Annotated in this window: 15 protein-coding genes; 4 read left to right on the top strand and 11 right to left on the bottom strand. The window is 70.5% G+C overall.

All coding sequences use genetic code 11. From position 1 onward, the window contains the following. Window positions 1–129: 129 nt before the first annotated feature. The 3 genes from ACZYX4_RS12450 to ACZYX4_RS12440 form a co-directional block, all read right to left on the bottom strand. A complete protein-coding gene (locus ACZYX4_RS12450; RefSeq protein ID WP_463876294.1) occupies window positions 130–3,771 on the bottom strand; it encodes an ATP-dependent helicase in 3,642 nt (1,213 codons plus the stop codon). Further along, a complete protein-coding gene (locus ACZYX4_RS12445; protein ID WP_463876415.1) occupies window positions 3,768–7,016 on the bottom strand; it encodes an ATP-dependent helicase in 3,249 nt (1,082 codons plus the stop codon). The genes ACZYX4_RS12450 and ACZYX4_RS12445 overlap by 4 nt, the downstream gene beginning before the upstream one ends. 134 nt (window positions 7,017–7,150) lie before the next feature. Next, a complete protein-coding gene (locus ACZYX4_RS12440; RefSeq protein WP_463876293.1) occupies window positions 7,151–7,567 on the bottom strand; it encodes an MGMT family protein in 417 nt (138 codons plus the stop codon). Window positions 7,568–7,717: 150 nt separating this feature from the next. On the opposite strand from ACZYX4_RS12440, the gene ACZYX4_RS12435 reads away from it, so the two are divergent. The 4 genes from ACZYX4_RS12435 to ACZYX4_RS12420 all read left to right on the top strand — a co-directional run bounded on the left by ACZYX4_RS12435 (window position 7,718) and on the right by ACZYX4_RS12420 (window position 11,237). Next, window positions 7,718–8,428 carry an exonuclease domain-containing protein gene (locus ACZYX4_RS12435; protein ID WP_463876292.1) on the top strand — a complete coding sequence of 237 codons (711 nt, stop codon included), beginning with the start codon at window positions 7,718–7,720 and terminating at the stop codon, window positions 8,426–8,428. A gap of 371 nt (window positions 8,429–8,799) precedes the next feature. After that, the gene (locus ACZYX4_RS12430; protein ID WP_463876413.1) at window positions 8,800–9,735 is read left to right on the top strand and encodes a substrate-binding periplasmic protein; all 936 of its coding nucleotides are present in this window, start codon (window positions 8,800–8,802) and stop codon (window positions 9,733–9,735) included. Window positions 9,736–9,738: 3 nt separating this feature from the next. Then, on the top strand, window positions 9,739–10,503 hold the full coding sequence (locus ACZYX4_RS12425; protein WP_463876291.1) for an amino acid ABC transporter permease: 765 nt from the start codon (window positions 9,739–9,741) through the stop codon (window positions 10,501–10,503). Continuing rightward, window positions 10,500–11,237: an amino acid ABC transporter ATP-binding protein gene (locus ACZYX4_RS12420; RefSeq protein ID WP_463876289.1), complete on the top strand. Its 738-nt coding sequence runs from the start codon at window positions 10,500–10,502 to the stop codon at window positions 11,235–11,237. Before ACZYX4_RS12425 ends, ACZYX4_RS12420 begins: the two co-directional genes overlap by 4 nt. A 120-nt stretch (window positions 11,238–11,357) precedes the next feature. Here the strand turns inward: ACZYX4_RS12420 and hemL are convergent, their stop codons facing one another. The 8 genes from hemL to hemG all read right to left on the bottom strand — a co-directional run bounded on the left by hemL (window position 11,358) and on the right by hemG (window position 20,320). Then, a complete protein-coding gene (hemL, locus tag ACZYX4_RS12415) occupies window positions 11,358–12,689 on the bottom strand; it encodes a glutamate-1-semialdehyde 2,1-aminomutase (protein ID WP_463876287.1) in 1,332 nt (443 codons plus the stop codon). An 18-nt stretch (window positions 12,690–12,707) separates the two neighbouring features. Then, the gene (locus ACZYX4_RS12410) at window positions 12,708–13,811 is read right to left on the bottom strand and encodes an LLM class flavin-dependent oxidoreductase (RefSeq protein ID WP_463876285.1); all 1,104 of its coding nucleotides are present in this window, start codon (window positions 13,809–13,811) and stop codon (window positions 12,708–12,710) included. Further along, complete coding sequence (gene hemB, locus ACZYX4_RS12405) at window positions 13,811–14,791, bottom strand: porphobilinogen synthase (RefSeq protein WP_463876283.1); 981 nt, start codon at window positions 14,789–14,791, stop codon at window positions 13,811–13,813. The genes ACZYX4_RS12410 and hemB overlap by 1 nt, the downstream gene beginning before the upstream one ends. Beyond that, window positions 14,788–15,720 (bottom strand): uroporphyrinogen-III synthase, encoded by a 933-nt coding sequence (locus tag ACZYX4_RS12400; RefSeq protein WP_463876281.1) that lies wholly within the window; start codon window positions 15,718–15,720, stop codon window positions 14,788–14,790. The genes hemB and ACZYX4_RS12400 overlap by 4 nt, the downstream gene beginning before the upstream one ends. 20 nt (window positions 15,721–15,740) lie before the next feature. Next, window positions 15,741–16,739: a hydroxymethylbilane synthase gene (hemC, locus tag ACZYX4_RS12395; protein ID WP_463876279.1), complete on the bottom strand. Its 999-nt coding sequence runs from the start codon at window positions 16,737–16,739 to the stop codon at window positions 15,741–15,743. Beyond that, entirely contained in the window at window positions 16,736–18,016 is a 1,281-nt protein-coding gene (locus ACZYX4_RS12390; RefSeq protein ID WP_463876277.1) for a ferrochelatase, read from the bottom strand. Before ACZYX4_RS12390 ends, hemC begins: the two co-directional genes overlap by 4 nt. After that, entirely contained in the window at window positions 18,013–18,726 is a 714-nt protein-coding gene (gene hemQ / locus ACZYX4_RS12385; RefSeq protein WP_463876275.1) for a hydrogen peroxide-dependent heme synthase, read from the bottom strand. Before hemQ ends, ACZYX4_RS12390 begins: the two co-directional genes overlap by 4 nt. Before the next feature lie 118 nt (window positions 18,727–18,844). Next, window positions 18,845–20,320 (bottom strand): protoporphyrinogen oxidase, encoded by a 1,476-nt coding sequence (gene hemG / locus ACZYX4_RS12380; protein ID WP_463876272.1) that lies wholly within the window; start codon window positions 20,318–20,320, stop codon window positions 18,845–18,847.

Genomic DNA, 20,320 nt, shown 5'->3' with positions numbered 1-20,320 from the left:
TGCGCAAGCCCGGGACGATGCGCAAGCCCGGGACGAGGCGCAGGCCCGCGCCGGCACCGTGGGTCCGCGCGAGGCCCCGGCGGACGACACCTCGACCACCGCGCTCACGGTGGTACCGCCGAAGTCCCGCTAGCCGGTCCCCAGCGCCGTGGCCACGATCCGTTCGAGCCGTTCCGCTGAGCCGAGATCGTGCGGCCGGACCACCTGGTCGTCCGCCACGTAGTAGAACGCCGCCCTGACCTGCTCCAACGGGACGCCCTTGAGCCGGGCCCAGGCCAGCCGGTACACGGCCAGCTGGACCGCTTTGGTCTTCAGTTGCGCGGCGGACGGCCGGCGGCCGGTCTTCCAGTCCACGAGGTCCCAGCCGCCGTCGGCATCGCGGAAGACGGCATCGATCCGGCCGCGGACCACGACGTCACCGATCCGGGTCTCCACCGGCACCTCAACGTGGGCGGGCGCGCGGTTGGCCCACTCGGACTGGCGGAATGTTTCCACCATGCTGTCCAGACCGTATGCTGCGTCGATGTGGTCGTCGGAGCCGGCCGCCTCGCCAAGGTCAAGCATGCCGGCGGCGCCGAAGTACTCCTCCACCCAGGCGTGGAAGGCGGTGCCCTTGCGGGCGGACATCCCCGGTTCCCGCGGGACCGGGCGGCGGAGCCGGGCGACGACCGAGCCGGCGTCGCCGTCCAGATCCACCAGGGTGGACGCGGAGATGTGCCCCGGCAGGTGAACGTCGTGGACGGCAGTCCGGCGGGACCGGCGTTCCAGCAGGGTCGCGGCCTCGGATGCCCAGCCGCCGGCGGGGCCGCGCAGCGGCCGGCGCTTGTCCGGGCCGGGCGCGCACGGCCCGGCGGCGGCACCCTGCAGCACGCCGGAGTCCAGGGACGCCAACACCCGGGCCGCCGCGGACTCCATGGCCGCCCGGCGGCCGGGAACCAGGCGCAGCCGGGACCCGGTGCGCGGATCGATGGGCCCCTCAAGCGGATCATATGGCCAGCCGGCGACCTCCAGCTCCGAGGTCAGCGGGCTCACCTCCGGCAGGAAATCCTCACTGACGGACTGCGGGTGGACCGCGGCGGCGCCGTCGGCAACCAGCACCTCCAGTTCGGTCAGGAAGTCCGACATATCGGCCATCCCGGCACGCGAGCCCACCCAGGCGGCGCTGGATACCCACAGCACGTGTTTCGCCCGGGTGTAGGCCACGTAGGCCAGCCGCCGCTCTTCGGCCGCGCCGTGAACCTGCACGGCGGACTTGAACTCCTTCTCGGCGTCGAGCCAGCCTTTTTGGTCCGGGTGGTCAAGGTCCCACTGCGGCAGGTCCGCGCGGTCCCCGCGCAGCGGCCACGGCAGTGCGGCGCTGCCGCTGCTCCAGCGTGAGTCCCGGCTGCTGGGGAAGGCTCCGGCGTTGAGCCCGGGCACGAACACCACATCCCATTCCAGGCCCTTGGAGGCGTGCACGGTCAGCAGTTGCACCGCTTCGTGGTTCACGTCCGGCGCGGCGGCGTCCAGGCCGTTCTCTTCCACGGCCGCGGCCTCCAGCCAGGCCAGGAAGGCGAGCACGTCGACCCGGTGGGAGGTGTGCAGGAACCCGGCGGCGGCGTCCTGGAAGGCATCCAGGTTGCGGCGGGCCTGATGAATGCTGATCGCGGGCCGCGCGGATACCTCGATGTCCAGCAGCATGGCCCGCTCCACCTCGCCGAGCAGGGTGGTGAGGTCATCGCCCATGTAGCCGCGCAGTTGCCGGAGTTCCGCCGAGAGCCGCTGCAGCCGCTCCATCCCCTCGGCGCTGAGCTGGCGGCCGTGCGCGGAGGTCCAGCCTTCGCGCGGCAGCCAGTCGAGGGCCTCGACCAGGCTGGCGGCGTCCGTGAGGTCGCCCTCGATCGCTGCGGCCTCCGCGCCGTCATTGGCGTCGGCGTCGTCGCCTGGGGCACCGGGGCGTCCGCGGCGCCGGGCGAGGAAACTGGACCAGTCCCGCAGGGCCATCAGGTCCGCGGGTCCGATCCGCCAGCGGGCCCCGGCGAGCAGGCGCATCAGCGAATCGGACCGGCCCGGATCGGCCAGCACCCGCAGGGTCGCGACGAGGTCGACGATCTCGGGCGTGTCCAGGAGACCGCCGAGGCCGACGATCTCGTACGGGATCCCGCGCACCTCGAATTCCCGGCGGATGCACTCCATCTGGGCGCGCCGGCGGCACAGCACCGCCATGGCGGGAGGCTCGGGCTCCGCTGCCGACCCGTCAAAGTCGGTCACCCGGAACTTCAGCACGTCGCCCGCGATGGCCGCGGCCTCGTCCTCGTCGGTGCCAAAACGGCCCATCACCACGCGGCCCTGGACCGCGGCCGGGCTGGGCTGCAGCGGCGGAACCTCGACACCCCCGGCGGTTTCCCGTTCGCCGGCCGGGCCGGTCCGGGCTGCGGCTTTGCTGAGCGGTGCCGAAATGACGTTGGCGGCGGAGAGGATGGTCCGGCCGTTGCGCCACGCCGTGGTGAGGTACGACGTCGGGGCGACGGCAAAGCGAGCCGGACCCGCGGTGGCGGCACTGCCCCCAGTGCCCGGAGTGTTGTCGGTGCCGGCAGTGCCGGCAGTGTTGTCGGCGCCGACAGTGCCCGCAGCGGCGTCGCCGGAGTCCTCGGAGGGAAGCCGCACCGGGAATTCGCGGACGAAGTGGAAGAGCTGGCCGGCGGAGGCGCCGCGGAAGCCGTAGATGGACTGGTTGGGATCCCCCACCGCGGTGACGGCGTGGCCGTCGCCGAACAACCGGGAAAAGAGCACGAGCTGGGCGTGTGAGGTGTCCTGGAACTCGTCCAGCAGCACCACCTTGTAGCGCTGGCGTTCGGTTTGGGCGGCGACCGGGATCTCGTTGGCGACGCGGGCGGCGAGGGCCACCAGGTCGCCGAAGTCGAGGGCGCCGCGGGCGCGCTTGGCGTCCGTGTAGCGTCCCACCATCTCCGCGACGCTGGCCCGGGTGCGCAGCAGCCCGCTGAGTTCGCCCACGGCCTGGCTGGGGTTCTTTTTGGCAGTGGCGAGGTAGGGCAGCGCCTCGAACTCGGACACCCGGTCCAGCAGCCAGCTGCGGACTCCGGCCGGGTCCTGGAGGTGCTCAGAGCACTCGCCGGCGAGCTGGATGACTGCTTTGACCAGGGTGGATTTGGCGGAGCGGAAGTGCTCGTACTCGCCGTCGAAGGCTTCCACGACCTCGCTGGCGAGCTGGAAGGACTGGGCACCGCCGAGGAGAACGACGTCACGCTCGACGCCGAGCCGGAGCCCGTAGTCGGACACGATCCCGCTGGCGTACGAGTGGTAGGTGGAGACCTTGGGTTCGAGCGCGTCGGTGCTGAGAAGCCCGGCGGGGAACACCCGGTTCTGCGTGTCTTCCGCGGCGATGCGCTGCAGCGCGGCCAGCTTCGCGCGGATGCGGGTGGCCAGCTCCCCGGCGGCCTTCCGGGTGAAGGTCACGCCAAGCACTTCCTCCGGCCGGACCCACCCGTTGGCGACGAGCCACACCACGCGGTCGGCCATGGTGGCGGTCTTGCCCGAGCCGGCACCGGCGATGACGAGCCGGGGTGAGAGCGGGGAGGAAATGATGTGCGACTGCTCGGCCGTGGGGCTGTTCTTCTCGCCCAGCAGGGCGGAGAGCTCCTCGGGGGTGAATCTCGGGGTTGGAGGAGGGGGTGGAGGAGCGAGTGGAAGAGAGGTTGGAAGGGCGGTTGGAGGGGCTGCGGGAAGGGCTGCGGGCGCGGCGGCAGCAGCAGTTGTTGTCTCGGGGCTCATTCGGTAACCTGCTTTCCCCGCAGGCACAGCGGGCAGACTTCGGGAAGGCGGCAGCCGTGGCCGCCGTGGCCGGCCTTGGACGGATCGTGGCGGGCCTCGAAGGTGGTCCCGGACATCACCCGGGCGGCCTCGCCGGCCATGTCCAGGGCCCAGTTCTCCGCCGGGTCCAGCGGGGCCTGGGCCTGGATGCCCGGGCTCTTGGTGGATGTGCCGAGCTGGGCCAGGACGGCCCCGCCGGGCAAGGGGGGCGGGCCGTCGTCAGGACCGGCAAAGCCGCCGGCCAGCACCGCGGCCTGGTAGGCGCCCAGCTGCGGGTGCCGCTCGAGGTCGGCCTTGCCGGGCTGCCGTTTGCCGGTCTTGAGGTCCACGACGACGAGCCTGCCCTCGGCGTCGATCTCCAGCCGGTCGACCTGGCCGCGCAGCACGGCCGGGCGGGCCGGCCAGGCGTCGCGATCCGCGCCAGCGCCGGCATCAGCGCCGGTGCGTCCGGCCGGGTCCACAATGTCGGGGAGTTTGACTTCGAAGTCCAGCTCGACGCCGACCAGGGAGCGGCCTTCGCTGCGCATCACCAGCACGTACTGGGCGAGCTTCCGGACCATGGTTTCGGCGCGCTGGAAGTCCAGCTTGCCCTCCCAGTTGTCCTTCATCCCCAGCGCCGGCCAGCGGCGGACAAGTTCGGCCACGTATTCGGTCCCGGAGGCATCCGGCAGATCCTGCGCGATCGCGTGGACCAGGGTGCCCAGGCTGCGCGCGAAGTCGGTGGCGGCCTCCCCGCCGGCGGCCTGGACAAACCAGTCCAGCGGCGATTTCTGCACGGTTTCCACTTTCGACGGCGAGACGTAGACGGTGCCGCCCGGCGGAACGACGGGCTCCTCGGTGGACAGTGGCGCAAGGCCCCACCAGCTGGCGGGGTGCGCGCCGGGTACGGCCGGCTCGGCCGCGGCCAGGGCGCCGAGAACGGTGCTGGCCTCCTGGGCTTCGGGGGTCCCGGCGTCGAGCTGGGCGTACTGGCGCAATTCGGCGACCAGGGCGCGCAGGGTGAGCGGACGTTCCACCGGGGTGAAGCCGCGCCGGTCCTGGTCCGGGTCCAGCGGCGCCACGTAGTCCAAAAACGAGGACGGCTGTTCGTCCTCCGAGGACACGGCGGTGCAGATCAGCACCTGCTGTGCCCGCGACACCGCGGTGGAGAAGCTGCGCAGTTCGTCATAGCGGATTTCGCGCAGCCGGCTGAGCGGATCCAGCTGCAGGGCGTAGTCCACGCCGTGCTCGACGGCGTCCGCGAACAGCGTGCTGCCGAGCAGTTCGCCGCGGAGCCTGGTGTTGGGCCACACGCCCTCCTGCAGGCCGGGGACGATGACCACGGGCCATTCCCGGCCGGCGGCGCTGGCCGGGGTCATCAGTTCCACCGCATCCTCCAGCTGGGCCCTCGCGGCGAGGGTGTCCATCGGGAGCTCCTGGCTGAGCAGGTACTCGAGGAACTGCTCCGGTCCGGACCCGGGGAGCTGGTCCACAAAGCGTTCGGCGGTGTGGAAGAGGGCCATCATGGCATCGAGGTCCCGGTCAGCCCGGGCACCGGCCGATCCGCCGGCCAGCGCCGCCTCGGTCCAGCGCGCGGCGAGGCCGGTGGAGTTCCAGAGCGCCCAGAGCACCGTTTCAGCGTTGCCGCCGGGCGCCTGGGCAGCGTCCCGGCCGGCCTGGATCATCCGGGCGATCCGGCGCGCGGAGTGCCCCTCGATGCCCAGGGTCGCCAGCGCGCCCGGTTCGTCCAGCGCCTCGACGAGGAGCACGTCGCTGGTGCGGCCGCCGCCGCCCAGGAGTTCCTCCCGGCGCAGGGACTGGCGCAGGCGCCGCAGCTCGATCGCGGTGGATCCGCCGATCCGTGAGGTCAGCAGCGCCACGGCCGACTCGGGGGTCAGCACGGCCGGGTCCAGCGCCACGGCATAGGCATCCAGCAGCGGCCGGACGGCGACCTCGTCGCGGACGGCGGATTCGGCCACCGGGATCCGCACCGGGATGCCCTGGCCTGCGAGGTAGCGTTGCAGCTGGCTGAGCTGGCCGCCGTTGCGAACGATCACGGCAATGTCACCGAGGTCGCGGCCGTCGGTGAGCTGGGCCTGAAGGATCCGCTGCGCCACATAGCGCAGTTCATGCACGGGCGAGGGCAGCAGGTGCGCTTCGACGGAGCCGCCGGCGGAGCCGGGATTCCGGGGCTGGTCGAGCCGGCGCGCGGACTGCCCGCCGGCGCGGAGGGAGATCCGTCCGGCGACGGACAGCCAGGCGTCCGCCACCGCCGGGGCGTGGCGGTGCGCGGTCCAGAGCGGCCGTTCGAGGACGGTGCCGCCGGCCGGGGCGAGCAGCCGGGGAAGCTCGGCCACCAGGTCCGGGCGGGCGCCGCGGAACCCCTGGACCACAGTGTCCGGCGATGACGTGATGAGGGCCTCCTTGCCCGCGGCGATATCCGCGAGCAGTTCGAACACGGCAGGGTTGGCTTCCTGCATGTCGTCCACCAGCACCAGCTGGAGCCGGTCGCGTTCGGCGGCGAGGAAGTCCGGTTCGTCCTGGAAGATCTGCCGGGCTGCGGTGATGATGCCGGCCGGGTCGAAGGATTCGGGCATACGCAGGTCCAGCACGTCGCGGTACTCCGCGTACAGCGCGGCCGCGGCCACCCAGTCCGGCCGGTGGCAGCGCCGGGCGAGGACCACCAGGTCCTCGGCGGTCCGCCCGGATTCGATGATCCGGTCAAAGAGTTGGCGGACCTCCTGCCGGAACCCGCGGGTCTGCAGGGCAGCTCCCAGGTCCGCCGGCCAGGGCAGCTCGAGTCCGGGCTGCGCGTGGCCTTCGAGGAGCTCCTTGATGATCAGGTCCTGTTCCGGGCCGGACAGGAGTTTCGGCGGGCGCGGCAACGGCAGGATCCCTTCGGCCTTGGCGCGCCGGATCAGGTCGAAGGCGTACGACGCCCAGGTGCGGGCCGGCGTCGTGCTCAAACTGCGGTCCAGCCGCGCGGTGAAGCGGTCCCGGAGTGTGTCGGCGGCGAGGCGCCCGGGGGCGAGGATGAGCATCCGTTCGGGATCGATGCCGTCCCTTTGCGCGCGCCGGACGGCTGCTTCGACGAGCACGGTCGATTTGCCGGTCCCCGGCGCTCCGGGGATCAGGACCGGGCCGGAGCCGTGCGGGACCTCGACGGCGGCGAGCTGGTCCGCCGTCAGCACAGGGGCGGCGTTGTGCAGCTTGCGCGGCGGCAGCAGGCGAAGTGCGGAGCCGGAGGCGCGCGGCCCGGCGGGACGCTGGCGGGCCTTGGGGGGCCCGCTGGTGGCGGGCTGTGTTGATGCGGGCTGTGGTGATGTGGGCTGGGGGGGCTGGGGGCTCTTGCTGGGGATGCTCACACAGTCATTTCATCATCCGGGACCGACAGTTTGCGCAAGGACCGTTCCAGCCGCTCGGCCACGGCGTCGATCCGGTCGAACTCACCGTCGCCCGGTGCCCAGCGGGCGGCCATCAGGTCCACGCGCCAGCGTCCCTCGCCGGTGCGGAGGTACTCCGCATAATGTCCCAGCAGCGGGGTTCCTTCCAGGGTGTACAGGGCGAGGGCCTCACGTTCGTGCCCCGGGGGCGCGTCGCCGCTGGCCTTCAGGACCCGCCACCAGGGCACGGAACTGCCGTGATGGCTCATGACGGAGCCGATCTGCCGGGCGCCGCCGGATCCTAGGAGCTCGGCGACGTCACCGTACGCCACCACGGCGCCTGCCGGGATCAGCGCCACCACGTCCAGCACCGCCTCCATATACTCCATCCGCATAAAACAAGCCTAACGGCCGGGGCGCTGGAACGGGCGGCCGGAGCGGACCACCACCGGCCTGCGGGCATTCCGTGGTGGGGGCGCCGTGACGCGGACCGGGGCGCGGGGTGGTGGCGTATTTCTGTCGGTGGCAGCAGGTAGCGTTGAAGCATGAGCACTTGGCACACCCTCCCCCGCGCAGCCTTCGACCTTGAAACCACAGGGCGGAACTCCCGTTCCGCGCGGATCGTCACGGCGTCCATCACCGTGGTGGATGCCGGCGGCGGGATCATCAAGGAACACGAATGGCTCGCCGATCCCGGGGTTGACATTCCGACGGAGGCCAGCGACATCCATGGCGTCACGACAGAGCGGGCCCGCAGTGAGGGCCGCCCTGCCGCGGATGTAACGCGGGAGGTCGCCGCGGTGCTCCAGGAACTCTTCGACGCCGGCGTGCCGGTCATCGCCTTCAACGCCAGCTACGACTTCACCGTGCTCGCCGCCGAGTCGGCCCGTTACGGTGTGCCGCAGCTGACCCGCTTCCCGGTCCTGGATCCGTACATCATGAACAAGCAGGTTGACCGCTACCGCAAGGGCAAGCGCACCCTCACGGCGCTCTGCGAGGAGTACGGGGTGAACCTGGACAACGCCCACACCTCGGCAGCCGATGCCCTGGCCACCCTGCGCATGCTCGACGCCATGGCCGGGAAATTCCCCAAGCTTCAGATGCCGGCCAGCCACCTGCACCAGCTCCAGATCGAGTGGGCCTCCGCCCAGGCCTCCGATTTCCAGAGCTACCTGCGCAAGACCAAGCCCGCTGCCGTGATCGAAGGCGACTGGCCGGTGCTGCCGCCCGAGGACGCCAGCCGCGGGGACTTCTAGGGGCCGCGGCTTCTTAAAGGGAAACCTTTGGGCACGGTGGCCCCGCAAATAGGCGTCCGTGGCCCGCAAATCCAGCATTTGCGACGGAACTCACACAACCGTGCCCTTCCGGCGGCCCGGGCTGCCACCGGCAATCATTCCGCCCCGCCCGTTCCGCGTCGCCCAGATCGCTGGTGATAGCACTCACGCGTGAAGTGGATTCGGCGCAGCGGGCAGCCACCGCGCACTAATTCGGATTGAACCAGCCTCCGTGTCGGGTGAAACACTTATATTTCGCAGGCCTGCCTGCCCCTGCCTGCGCCGAAGCGCCGGGGCCGGGGTCGCTGCGCGGCCCCGATCCCCATTTAACGTCCGATGAAAGTGATTGCGTGATGAAAAACAAAGCCATGAAGTGGCTGACAACGGTTCCTGTAGCGATCGCCGTTGCCGTCTCGCTGGCCGCGTGCGGCGGCGGAGCAGCCGCCCCGAGCGGAACCCCCACCGATGCCCTCGCCGGCAGCGACCAGACTTCCCTGGACAAGTACACGACCGCGGACGTCACTGCCCTGGACCAGATCGACAAGTCCCAGCTCGGCCTGCTGAGCGAGGGAACCCTCACCGTCGGAACCCTCTCTGACGCCCCGCCGAACATCTTCATCGACGAGTCCGGCAAGTTCACCGGCTACGACAACGAGCTGCTGCGCGCCGTCGCCGCAAAGCTTGGCCTCGAGGTCGAGTTCAAGGCGACCGGCTTCGCGTCCCTGCTCTCCCAGGTCCAGAACAAGCAGTTCGATCTCGGATCCTCCTCGATCTCCACCACGGACGCCCGGCGAAAGACCGTCGGATTCACCAACGGCTACGACTTCGGCTACATGGCCGTTGTCGCCAAGGAAGACGACAAGATCAAGGGCTTCAAGGACCTGACCAAGGACACCCGCATCGCGGTCGTCCAGGGCACCGTGCAGGATGACTACGTCACCAACACCCTGCAGATCGAGCCGGTCCGCTTCGAGGACTACAACACCGCCTACGCCAACCTGAAGAACGGCCAGGTGGACGCCTGGGTCGCTCCGTCCCAGCAGGCCACCGGACAGGTCAAGGAAGGCGACGGCACGGTCATCGCCGAGTCCGTGGTGAACACCCAGAACTTCACCTCCTACGCCGTGAACTCGGACAACCAGGCCCTCATTGATGCACTCAACTCCGGTCTCGACGCCGTGATTGCCGACGGCACCTGGTCCACGCTGACCAAGGAATGGTACCCGGACCGTGAAACCCCGGCCACGTGGTCCCCGGGTTCCAAGGCTGTCACCGTCCCGAAGTCCTAGTCCATGGATGCACTCGATCAACTCGCAAAGACCTTCTTTGATTGGGAGGCGATGGCAGCTGTTGTACCGAACATGCTCACGGTCGGCCTGCCCAACACCCTGATCCTGGCGGTTTCCTCGGGCGTGCTCGGGTGCATCCTGGGCATGGTCCTGGCCATCATGGGCACGTCCCGCAACACCGCGCTCCGGTTGCTGTCCAGGATCTACACGGATATCTTCCGCGGCGTGCCCGCGATCGTGGTCATCCTGCTCATCGGGATCGGGCTCGGACCCTTGATCCGGGAACTGACCGGTTCCACGAACCCGTTCCCGCTCGGCATCCTGGCCCTGACGCTGATGGCCTCGGCCTACATCGGTGAGATCTTCCGCTCAGGCATCCAGAGCGTGGAAAAGGGCCAGCTCGAGGCGTCCAGGGCTCTGGGGTTCAGTTACAACTCCTCGATGCAGCTTGTGGTGATCCCGCAGGGCGTCCGCCGCGTGCTTCCGGCCCTGGTGAACCAGTTCATCTCGCTGATCAAGGACTCGTCCCTGATCTACCTGCTCGGCCTGCTCGCGAGCCAGCGGGAAATCTTCCGCATCGGCAACGACGCTGCCGCCAACACGGGAAACCTCTCCCCGCTGATCGCTGCCGCTGCGATGTACCTCGTGCTGACGGTCCCCCTCACACACCTGGTCAATTACATCGACAAACGCCTGCGCACGGGCCGGCCGGAGAAGCCCCAGCCGGATGACGCCGCGGCCCTGATTGGGAAGGGAGCACAGCCATGAGCGACTTCGCCTCCGGCTCGCTGACCGGCAAGAACCTGCACCTGTCTTTCGGATCCAATCACGTTCTCCGCGGCATCGACCTCCAGGTCGAAAAAGGCACGACCGCGTCCGTGATCGGCCCGTCCGGTTCCGGCAAATCCACGCTCCTGCGGGTGATGAACCGCCTGATCGAACCTGACCGGGGCGACATCCTGCTGGACGGGCGGTCGGTGCTCAAGGACAATCCGGATGAACTGCGCCAGCGCATCGGCATGGTGTTCCAGCAGTTCAACCTGTTCCCGCACAAGACCGTCGTGGACAATGTCTCCCTGGCGCTGCGCAAGCTCCGCAAGCTCCCGGCCGAGCAGGCACGGGCCGAGGCCCTTGAGCAGCTCGACCTCGTCGGGCTCAAGCACAAGGCGGATGCCCGCCCGGCAAACCTCTCCGGCGGGCAGCAGCAGCGCGTGGCGATCGCGCGGGCGCTGGCCATGAAGCCGGAAGTGATGTTCTTCGACGAGGCCACCTCGGCCCTCGACCCGGAGCTCGTCAAGGGTGTGCTGGCACTGATGGCCGATCTCGCCAAGGGCGGCATGACCATGGTTGTTGTGACGCACGAGATGGGCTTCTGCCGCAACGTCTCGGACACCGTCACCTTCATGGACGCCGGGGTCGTCGTGGAGTCCGGTCCGCCGGAACAGCTCTTCACGAACCCGCAGACGGAACGGCTCCGGGGCTTCCTTTCGGACGTCCTCTAGCGCGCAGAACGGCAGCTTAAACACTTGGGGCACCCGCCGCGGCGGGTGCCCCAAGTGTTTAACAACGCCGCCGGAACCGGCGGGCGGGTTCTGGCGGCCGTGGCTGTGCAGCCGTCGGCGTCAGGCCCTCGCGGCGGCCGCGGCCTTGGCAGCGGCCGGCAGGGCGTCGAAGATCCGGTTCATGGCGGCGTCGTCGTGCGCTGCGGACAGGAACCAGGCTTCGAAGACCGACGGCGGCAGGTACACCCCGGAGTCCAGCATGGAGTGGAAGAACGGGGCGTAGCGGAACACTTCCTGGCCCTGGGCGTCGTCGTAGTTGTGCACTCCCCGGGCGGAGGTGCCGAAGGCCACCGAGAACAGGTTGCCGGCGCGCTGGATCGAGTGGTCCACCCCTGCCGTGTCCAGGGCCGCAGACAGTGCCGCGGAGAGCTCCAGTGAGCGGGCGTCCACGAAGGAGTAGACCTCCGGGGTGGCGTGCGTCAGGGTCGCGACGCCGGCGGCCATCGCCACCGGGTTCCCGGACAGCGTGCCCGCCTGGTAGACCGGGCCGAGCGGAGCGAGGTAGTCCATGACGTCCGCGCGGCCGGCGAGGGCTGCCGCCGGCATTCCGCCGCCGATGACCTTGCCGAAGGTGAGCAGGTCCGGGGTCCACGGCTGCGCAGCGCCGGCCGCGCCGCCGGTGAGACCCCAGTAGCCGGAGTACCCGGTACGGAAGCCGGTGAGGACCTCGTCGAGGATCAGCAGGGCGCCGTGTTCGCGGGTGATGCGGGACAGTCCCGCGTTGAAGCCCTCCCCCGGGGTGACAACACCCATGTTGGCGGGGGCCGCCTCGGTGATGACGGCGGCGATGTTCTCGCCGTGCCTGGCGAAGGCGGCCTCGACGGCGGCGAGGTCGTTGTAGGGCAGCACGAGGGTCTCGGCGGCAGTGGCGGCAGTGACCCCGGCGGAGCCCGGCAGCGCCAGGGTGGCGAGGCCGGAGCCGGCCGCGGCGAGCAGCCCGTCGAGGTGGCCGTGGTAGCAGCCGGCAAACTTGATGATGAGCTCACGGCCGGTGAAACCGCGGGCCAGCCGGACAGCGGTCATGGTCGCCTCGGTGCCGGTGGAGACCATCCGGACCCGTTCGGCGGCGGGGACGCGTTCCTGGACGATCGCCGCGAGGTTGGCCTCGTCCGGGGTGGATGCCCCGAACGACAGCCCGCGGTCCACCGCGGCGTGCACAGCGGCGAGGACCGCCGGGTGGGCATGTCCCAGCAGGGCCGGGCCCCAGGAGCAGACCAGGTCGACGTATTCGTCGCCGTCGGCGTCGGTCAGGTACGGGCCCTTGGCGGAGACCATAAAACGTGGCGTGCCGCCGACCGAGCCGAACGCGCGGACGGGCGAGTTGACGCCGCCGGGCATCAGTTGGCGGGCGCGGTCGAAGAGTTCCTCGTTGCGAGGGTGGCTGGAAGTCATGGTTCCTATTCTTTCAGTTCAGTTCTGCGGGGAGGCCGCGGCCAGCCGGGTGGCCACCCGGGGCGCCACCTCGGTGCCGAACAGCTCGATCGAGCGCATCATGGCCTTGTGCGGCAGGGTGCCGTTGCTGTACTTGAGGTCGAAGCGGTCCACGGCCAGGTTCTCCTTGAGCAGCACGATCTTCGCGGCAACGGTGTCCGGGGAGCCGACGTAGAGGGCGCCCTCGGGGCTGCACAGGGCGTCGAACTCGGCCCGGTTGCCCGGGCCCCAGCCGCGCTCGGCGCCGATCAGGTTGCGCTGGCCGAGCCAGTGCGGGAAGAACGCCTCCCGCGCATCCTCGTCGGTCTCGGCAACGTGGCCGGGGGAATGCGTGGCCAGCTGCTGCATCGGGTGGCCGTATTTCGCCATCGCTTCGCGGTAGAGGTTCGCCAGCGGGGCGAAGGACCGCGGCGCTCCGCCGATGATCGCGAAGATGATCGGGTAGCCGTATTCGGCGCAGCGGAGTACCGATTCGGGCGTCCCGCCGACTCCGATCCAGGCGGGCAGCGAGTGGTGTTCCAGCGGCGGGTAGGCGCTGAGCCCGTTGATGGCCGGGCGGGTGCGGCCCTCCCAGTGGATGGGCTTTTGGGCGCGGGCCTTGTCGAAGAGCTCGAGCTTCTCCTCGAACAGGACCTCGTAGTCGGCCAGATCGAGGCCGAAGAGCGGGAAGGACTCGACGAAGGAGCCGCGGCCCAGCATGACCTCGGCCCGGCCGTTGGAGATGGCGTCCACGGTGGAGAAGCGCTGGAAGACGCGGATGGGATCATCGGAGCTCAAAACGGTGACGGCCGAGCCGAGCCGGATTCTCTTGGTCCGGGCGGCCGCCGCCGCGAGGAACACCTCTGGGGCGGACACGGCGAAGTCCCGGCGGTGGTGCTCCCCCACCCCGAAGGCATGAAGTCCCACTTCGTCCGCGAGTTCGGCCTGTTCCAGCAGCTGGCGCAGCACCTGGGCATGCGGGACCGGGTGCCCGTCGGGGAACACCCCGACGTCGCCGAACGTGTTCAAACCCAGCAGGATGCGCCCCGGTCCCACCGGCGCCGTGGGGTTGGACCCGGAGGCAGGGCCGGTCGACGTGCTCATCAGGACTCTTTCAGCCAGCCGGCAAGTTCGCTCGCCCAGTACGTCAGGACCATGTTGGCCCCGGCGCGTTTGATGCCCAGCACCGATTCGGTGATCGCGGCCCGGCGGTCGATCCAGCCGTTGGCGGCGGCGGCCTCGATCATCGAGTACTCACCGGAGATCTGGTAGGCGGCAACCGGCACGGAACTCATGGCGGCGACGTCGGCGAGGATATCGAGGTAGCTCATGGCGGGCTTCACCATGACCATGTCGGCGCCCTCTGCGAGGTCCAGCTCCACTTCGAGGATCGCCTCGCGGCGGTTCGCGGCGTCCATCTGGTAAGTGCGGCGGTCGCCTTTGAGCTGGGAATCGACGGCTTCGCGGAACGGTCCGTAGAACGCCGAGGCGTATTTCGCGGCGTAGGCGACGACCGCGGTATTGACGTGGCCGGCATCCTCCAGGGCCTGCCGGATCACACCGATCTGGCCGTCCATCATCCCGGAGGGCCCGAGCACGTGGGCGCCGGCCTCCGCCTGGGCCACGGCCATCCGGCCGTAAATTTCGAGCGTGGCGTCGTTGTCCACGTAGCCGTGGGCGTCCAGGACACCGCAGTGCCCGTGGTCGGTGAATTCGTCCAGGCAAACGTCGCTCATGATGACGAGGTCGTCCCCGACCTCGGCGCGGACGTCCCGGATAGCCTTGTTCAGCACGCCGTCGGGGTCCAGTGAGGCGGTGCCGGCCGCGTCGCGGACGGCGGGGATGCCGAAGAGCATGATGCCCCCGACGCCGAGCGCCACGGCCTCACTGGCGGCGCGCTTCAGTGAGTCCGTCGTGTGCTGCTGCACGCCGGGCATCGAGGCGATGGGGTTCGGCTGGCTCAGGCCTTCGCGGATGAAGGCGGGCAGGATGAGCTCCGCGGCCGAGAGGCGGTGTTCGGCGCTCAGCCGGCGCATGGCCGGGGTGGTGCGGAGCCGGCGGGGGCGGTGGGTCGGGAAGCTCATACGGTGTCCTTAGTTGTGGGCTCTGCTGCTGGCTGAGGTGGTGGGGACGGCCGGCCGGCCAGGGACCGCACGACGGCGGCGACCAGGCCGGAGGCGGTGGGTTCCTCGGCAACGGCGGCGACGGTGAGGCCGAGGAACTCCGCCTCGGCGGCGGTGGACTGTCCGATCGCGACGAAGCGGCAGGTGCCCAGCGGGGCGAGGTCCTCGTGGATGCGCCGGGCCGCGCTCGGGGAGGCGGCGACGACGGCGGCGAGCCGGCCTGCGCCGATCTCGGTTTTCGCCTGCTCCGGGGTGAGCACGGCGGCTGCATTGTGCCCCTGCGGAGTGGCGGGCTGGCACGCGGCGAGGCTCCGGCCCGGGTCGGCCGGGTAGTCCACGGTGCGGTACGCGGTCACGGCCTGCACAAAGGCACCGCGGGCCTCCAGTCCGCGGCGGAGCCGGGGGTCGGCGATGTCGGCCTGCGGCAGGAGCACGCTGCCCTGGTGCTCAGGCCAGATATCGATCAGCCCGGCCCCGGACTGCTGCCCGGTGGGCGCCAGATCGACCGGAATTCCCCGGGATTCGAGGAAACGGCGTGTCGCGGGCCCGATCGTGGCCACGAGGAGGCTGCCCGGCAGCCAGCTGCTGAGGGCCGTTCCCCGTTCGGCGGCCTTAACCTCAAGCGCCTGGACCGTGGTCACGCTGCTGACCACGAGCCACGCGTAGGCACCGGCGCCGAGGGCGTCGAAGGCGACGTCCAGGGAGTGCTGGTCACGGGCGAGCTCAAAATCAATGAGCGGCAGCAGCAGCGGATCGGCGCCCACCTTGCGCAGGGCCGCGACCAGGTCCCCGGCGCGGTCCGGGCTGCGCGCGACGAGTACCCGGGCGCCCTCGGGCACCCTCATCACGGCGTGCCCGTCCGTGTCGTCGCGGCCGCTGTGCCGTCCCATGACCTGATGGTTTCCGCCGTTCAGGAGGCAGCCAGGTCCGCGATGTCAGCTGCGCCGCGGGCCAGCAGGACTTCGGCGAGCTCAATCCCGAGCAGGGTGGCCCCGACCTCGGTCAGTCCGTCGGTGGCTCTTTTGTCCCGGACAGCGGCTGTTCCGTCGACGGCGCAGACCACGGCCTCCAGGTGCAGCATGCTGCCCTTGCGGAAGGCGTGGGCGCCCACCGGCGCGGCGCAGCCGGCTTCGAGGCGGGCCAGGAGCGCACGTTCGGCGGTGACGGCAAGGCGCGTGTCGGGGTCGTCGAGGGCGGCGAGGGCCTGCGCGAGCACGCCCTGCGAGCCTTCGGTGGATCCCGCCTTGCGCGGCGCATCAGCGGAACGGCATTCGATCGCGAGGGAGCCCTGCCCTGCGGCGGGCAGCATCACCTCGGTCTCGAGGTGCTCGCTGACGGCGTCGAGCCGGCCGATCCGGTGCAGTCCGGCGGCGGCGAGCACGACGGCGTCGAGATCGCAGCTTTTGCCCTCCACCACGGCATCGGTGCTGTTGCCCGGCAGCCCGGGGACGCGGCCCAGCCGGGTGTCCACGTTGCCGCGGATGTCGCGGATGTCCAGGTCCGGGCGGGCGGCCCGCAGCTGGGCTGCGCGCCGCGGCGAGCCGGTGCCAACGGTGGCGCCGGTGGGCAGGTCGGCGAGTTTGAGCCCGTCGCGGGCGCAGAGCACATCGCGGACGTCGGCGCGTTTCGGCGTCGCCGCGAGTGTCAGCCCGAGGGCTGCCCCGGTGGGGAGGTCCTTGAGCGAGTGGACCGCGACGTCGCAGCGGTCCTGCAGCAGGGCATCACGCAGGGCAGCGACGAAGACGCCGGTGCCGCCCATCTGGGACAGCGAGCCGGTGAGGACGTCGCCGTCGGTGCGGATGTGGATCAGCTCGATCGGGAAACCTCCGACGGCGGCCAGCTGGTCCGCGGTCTGCTGCGTCTGGGTGAGGGCCAGCTTGCTGGCGCGGGTTCCGATCCGGACGGTCACTGTGCGGCCTGATCCGCCGCCGGAGCGGGTGTGGCTTCGGCAGCGGCGGCCGGGTAGGGGTCGTGGCCGGTGCCGATGGTGGTGTCGGCGCCCGCGATGGTCGGCTTTTCGCCGCGGAAGTTGGCGCAGCAGCCCGGACGGCAGACGTCGTACCAGGGGCCGAGCTTGGTCAGGTGCGGGCGGTCGGCGATGTTGTTGGCCGCGGTCCGCTCGCAGACCAGGTCCACGAGTCCGCCAACGAACTTGCGGTGTGTTCCGGGCGTGGGGACCCGCGTTGCGGCGAGGTCCAGCTTGGCGCAGGTTTCCAGGGCCTCGGTATCGAGGTCCCAGACGACTTCCATGTGGTCGCTGACGAAGCCGAGCGGCACGATCACGATGCCCTTGACGCCCTGGCCGGCTAGTTCCTCGATGGCGTCGTTGATATCCGGTTCCAGCCACGGCACGTGCGGGGCACCGGAACGGGACTGGTACACGAGGGACCAGGGGGCGGTGTCGCCGGTGGCGGCCTCAACGCGGCGGATGACCTCGGTGCCGGAGGCAAGGTGCTGCGCGACGTAGGCGGAGTCTTCCTCGAAGTGGCGCGGTTCCGCGTCGGAGCGGCCCGATGCTTCGGCGTCGCGGGTGGGGATGGAGTGCGTGGCGAACAGGATGTGGACGGGCGCGTCCGGGGTGCCGGCCGCGGCCAGCTGGGCGCGGACGTCGGCGAGGCCGGCGGCGGTGCCTTCAACGAACGGCTCGACGAAACCGGGGTGGTCGAAGTACTGGCGGACCTTATCGACTTCGAGCCGTCCGGCGAGGCCGGTTTCGGTCAGCGCGATGCCGATGTCTTCGCGGTACTGGCGGCAGCTGGAGTAGCAGGAGTAGGCGCTGGTGGTGACCATCAGGACCTTGCGGTGCCCGGCGTCGTAGATCTCCTGGAGGGTCTGCGGGATGTAGGGGGCCCAGTTCCGGTTGCCCCAGAAGACGGGCAGGTCGATGCCGCGGGTGGCGAGTTCGGCCTCGATGCCGGCCTTGAGTTCGCGGTTCTGGGAGTTGATGGGGCTGATGCCGCCGTTGGCGCGGTAGTGGTGCGAGACCTCTTCGAGGCGCTCGTCCGGGATGCCGCGGCCGCGGGTGACGTTGCGCAGGAACGGAAGGACGTCATCCTGGCCTTCCGGGCCGCCGAAGGAGGCGAGCAGCACGGCGTCATAGGCCTTCGGGGCCATTCTGCCGGCTTCGGTCACCTCGTTGATGGTGGTGTCGGCTGTGACGGCGTTCTGGGGATCCAGCGGGCTCATGATAGGACCTCGGCAATCTCGGCGGCGCTGACCCGGCGGCCGGTGTAGAAGGGGATTTCTTCGCGGACATGGTGGCGGGCTTCGGTGGCGCGCAGGTGGCGCATCAGGTCCACGAGGTCCACCAGCTCGGGGGCTTCCAGACCCAGGATCCATTCCCAGTCGCCGAGGGCGAAGGAGGACACCGTGTTGGAGATGACCTGGGGGAAGTCCCGGCCCAGCAGGCCGTGGTCGCGGAGCATCGCGCCGCGTTCGGCGTCGGGCAGCAGGTACCACTCGTAGGAGCGGACGAAGGGGTAGACGCAGAGCCACTCTGCCGGTTCCACCCCGCGCGAGAAGGCGGGGGTGTGGTTCTTGGCGAACTCGGCCACCCGGTGCACTCCCATGGCGGACCAGGCGATCTCAGTGCCGGTGAACAGCTTGCTGCGGCGGATGTCGCGGACCGCGCGCTGAAGGGCTTCCGGCTGGGGGCCGTGCAGCCAGACCATGATGTCGGCATCTGCGCGCATCGCGGAAACGTCGTAGCTGCCGCGGTGGACCACGCCGGCCTCGGCCAGCCGTGCGGTGAGGGCCTCGTATTCCCCGGCAGCATCGCCGCTGCGGAGCACGTCGGCGGAGCGCTTGAAAACCGTCCAGAGGGTGAAGAACTGCTCGGCTGATTCTTCGCTGGCTGATTCAGTTTTAGTGACAGTTTCGGCAGAAGTGTGGCTCATGGATACCAGTCTGCCCCTTCCCCTCAGTGAAGTCGAAATGAAGCACTTCTACAGCGCGTAGAAGTGCTTTATTTCACATCACAGGGGATTCCGGCGCCGGCTCCGGCAGGTTCCCGGGTCAGGGCAGCAGCTGCCGGACCTGGCCCGGGGTGTCGGCTACGATCGCGGCCAGGCCGTTGCCGGACAGCCAGCCGCCCACCACCGCCAGGGTGCCGTCCGCCGCGCAGATGCTGCGCACCTCCGCGACGCGGCGCTTGTGTCCGAGCGAGGCGAACGGCAGTGCACCGCCCCAGCGCACAACGTCCCAGTCCACGACGTCGCCGGCGGTGACCGGAACGGAGAGCAGTGCTGAGGCGTCCTTCAAGGCTGCCGCAAACAGCTCCGTGTCTGTGCCGGGCTCTGGCCGGACTGCTGCCCCGTGCCGGGCGTCACCGCGGCCGTAGGACAGCCGGACAACGTGGGTGCCCGGGCCGGCTTGTTCGGCCAGCCACTCCCATTTGGCGGTGGCGTGAGTGAGGGCCTTGGCCTGGATTCCGGGGCTCTGCGGCGCGACCAGGACTCCGGTGCCGCGCGGACGGGCATCGAGCTGGGGCAGGTCCACCACGAGGGTGACCAGGCTGACGTCGGGTCCGGGCTCGGGGCGGTGGCCGGCCAGCTCAGGCAGGACGCCGGCGAGCAGCTCGATGGCGGCCGGTCCTTCCACGGCGACGACCAGGAGCCCGGCGTCGTAGGCGGTGCCTCCCGCGGAAACCCGCCAGCCGGCGGCAGTGCGCTCCACGGAGTCGGCCCGGGTGCTGCCGAGCAGCGTCACGCCCTGGCGGCGCAGCTCGGCCAGCTGGGCCAGGATCAGGGTGTGCATGCCGCCGCGCAGTCCTGCGACGGCCGATCCCGCCTTCTGCAGCCCTGGTGCCGGAGTCCCGGGGACAGGCCCTGCCCCCGTTGGGGCTCCACGGCGTTGTGCCCCGACGGCGGCAGCGAGGGAGCCGTGCTCCCGGATCCCGGCGCGCAGGCCGGGGGCCACCATGTCGATGTCCAGGACGTCCGGGTCAGCGGAGTGGACCCCGCCGACGACGGGCGCCACGAGCCGTTCGAGCACGCGCCGCCCCATCCGTGCGCGGACCAGGGCCGAGACGCTCGTGGCCTCGTCCCTGGTCCCCAGCGAGGCGGGCAGCAGCTTGTCCAGCGAGGCCCGGAGCGACCCGAGGAGGCCGAGGGACCGGCGGACTTCCGGGTCCCAGGGGTTGGCCGGGATGCCAAGGACGCCGGTGCGGGGAAGTTCGCGCGGGCCGTCGGGCAACTGGACCCAGGCCCCGCCCCGCTGCGGGGCGACGATCTTCCCGGCCAGCTCCAGTTCGGCGGCGAGATCCGCGACGGCGGAGGAGCGGGTGGCGAAGGACTCGGCGCCGCTGTCCAGGGTCAGGCCGGCCACGACATGGCTGCCGACACAGCCGCCCCACGCACCGGAGGCCTCCAGGACCGTGGTGCGGACGCCAGCGCGGGCCAGTTCGCGCGCAGCCAGCAGGCCGGAGATCCCCCCGCCCACCACCACGGCGGTCGCTGCGGTGTCCCCGGCGGGGCCGCGGGCTGCCTCCAC

The organism is Pseudarthrobacter leeuwenhoeki (assembly GCF_055412885.1).
Note: the sequence above shows the minus strand (reverse complement) of the source record. Positions and strands in the feature narration are given on the sequence as shown.

What these genes read in the sequence shown, in the direction of transcription:
- hemQ (WP_463876275.1), bottom strand. Translation starts at nt 18,726, where the DNA reads ATGAGCCACACTTCTGCCGAAACTGTCACTAAAACTGAATCAGCCAGC.
- ACZYX4_RS12450 (WP_463876294.1), bottom strand. Translation starts at nt 3,771, where the DNA reads ATGAGCCCCGAGACAACAACTGCTGCTGCCGCCGCGCCCGCAGCCCTT.
- ACZYX4_RS12440 (WP_463876293.1), bottom strand. Translation starts at nt 7,567, where the DNA reads ATGCGGATGGAGTATATGGAGGCGGTGCTGGACGTGGTGGCGCTGATC.
- ACZYX4_RS12435 (WP_463876292.1), top strand. Translation starts at nt 7,718, where the DNA reads ATGAGCACTTGGCACACCCTCCCCCGCGCAGCCTTCGACCTTGAAACC.
- ACZYX4_RS12390 (WP_463876277.1), bottom strand. Translation starts at nt 18,016, where the DNA reads ATGAGCCCGCTGGATCCCCAGAACGCCGTCACAGCCGACACCACCATC.
- hemB (WP_463876283.1), bottom strand. Translation starts at nt 14,791, where the DNA reads ATGAGCTTCCCGACCCACCGCCCCCGCCGGCTCCGCACCACCCCGGCC.
- ACZYX4_RS12430 (WP_463876413.1), top strand. Translation starts at nt 8,800, where the DNA reads ATGAAAAACAAAGCCATGAAGTGGCTGACAACGGTTCCTGTAGCGATC.
- hemL (WP_463876287.1), bottom strand. Translation starts at nt 12,689, where the DNA reads ATGACTTCCAGCCACCCTCGCAACGAGGAACTCTTCGACCGCGCCCGC.
- ACZYX4_RS12425 (WP_463876291.1), top strand. Translation starts at nt 9,739, where the DNA reads ATGGATGCACTCGATCAACTCGCAAAGACCTTCTTTGATTGGGAGGCG.
- ACZYX4_RS12420 (WP_463876289.1), top strand. Translation starts at nt 10,500, where the DNA reads ATGAGCGACTTCGCCTCCGGCTCGCTGACCGGCAAGAACCTGCACCTG.
- ACZYX4_RS12400 (WP_463876281.1), bottom strand. Translation starts at nt 15,720, where the DNA reads ATGGGACGGCACAGCGGCCGCGACGACACGGACGGGCACGCCGTGATG.
- ACZYX4_RS12410 (WP_463876285.1), bottom strand. Translation starts at nt 13,811, where the DNA reads ATGAGCACGTCGACCGGCCCTGCCTCCGGGTCCAACCCCACGGCGCCG.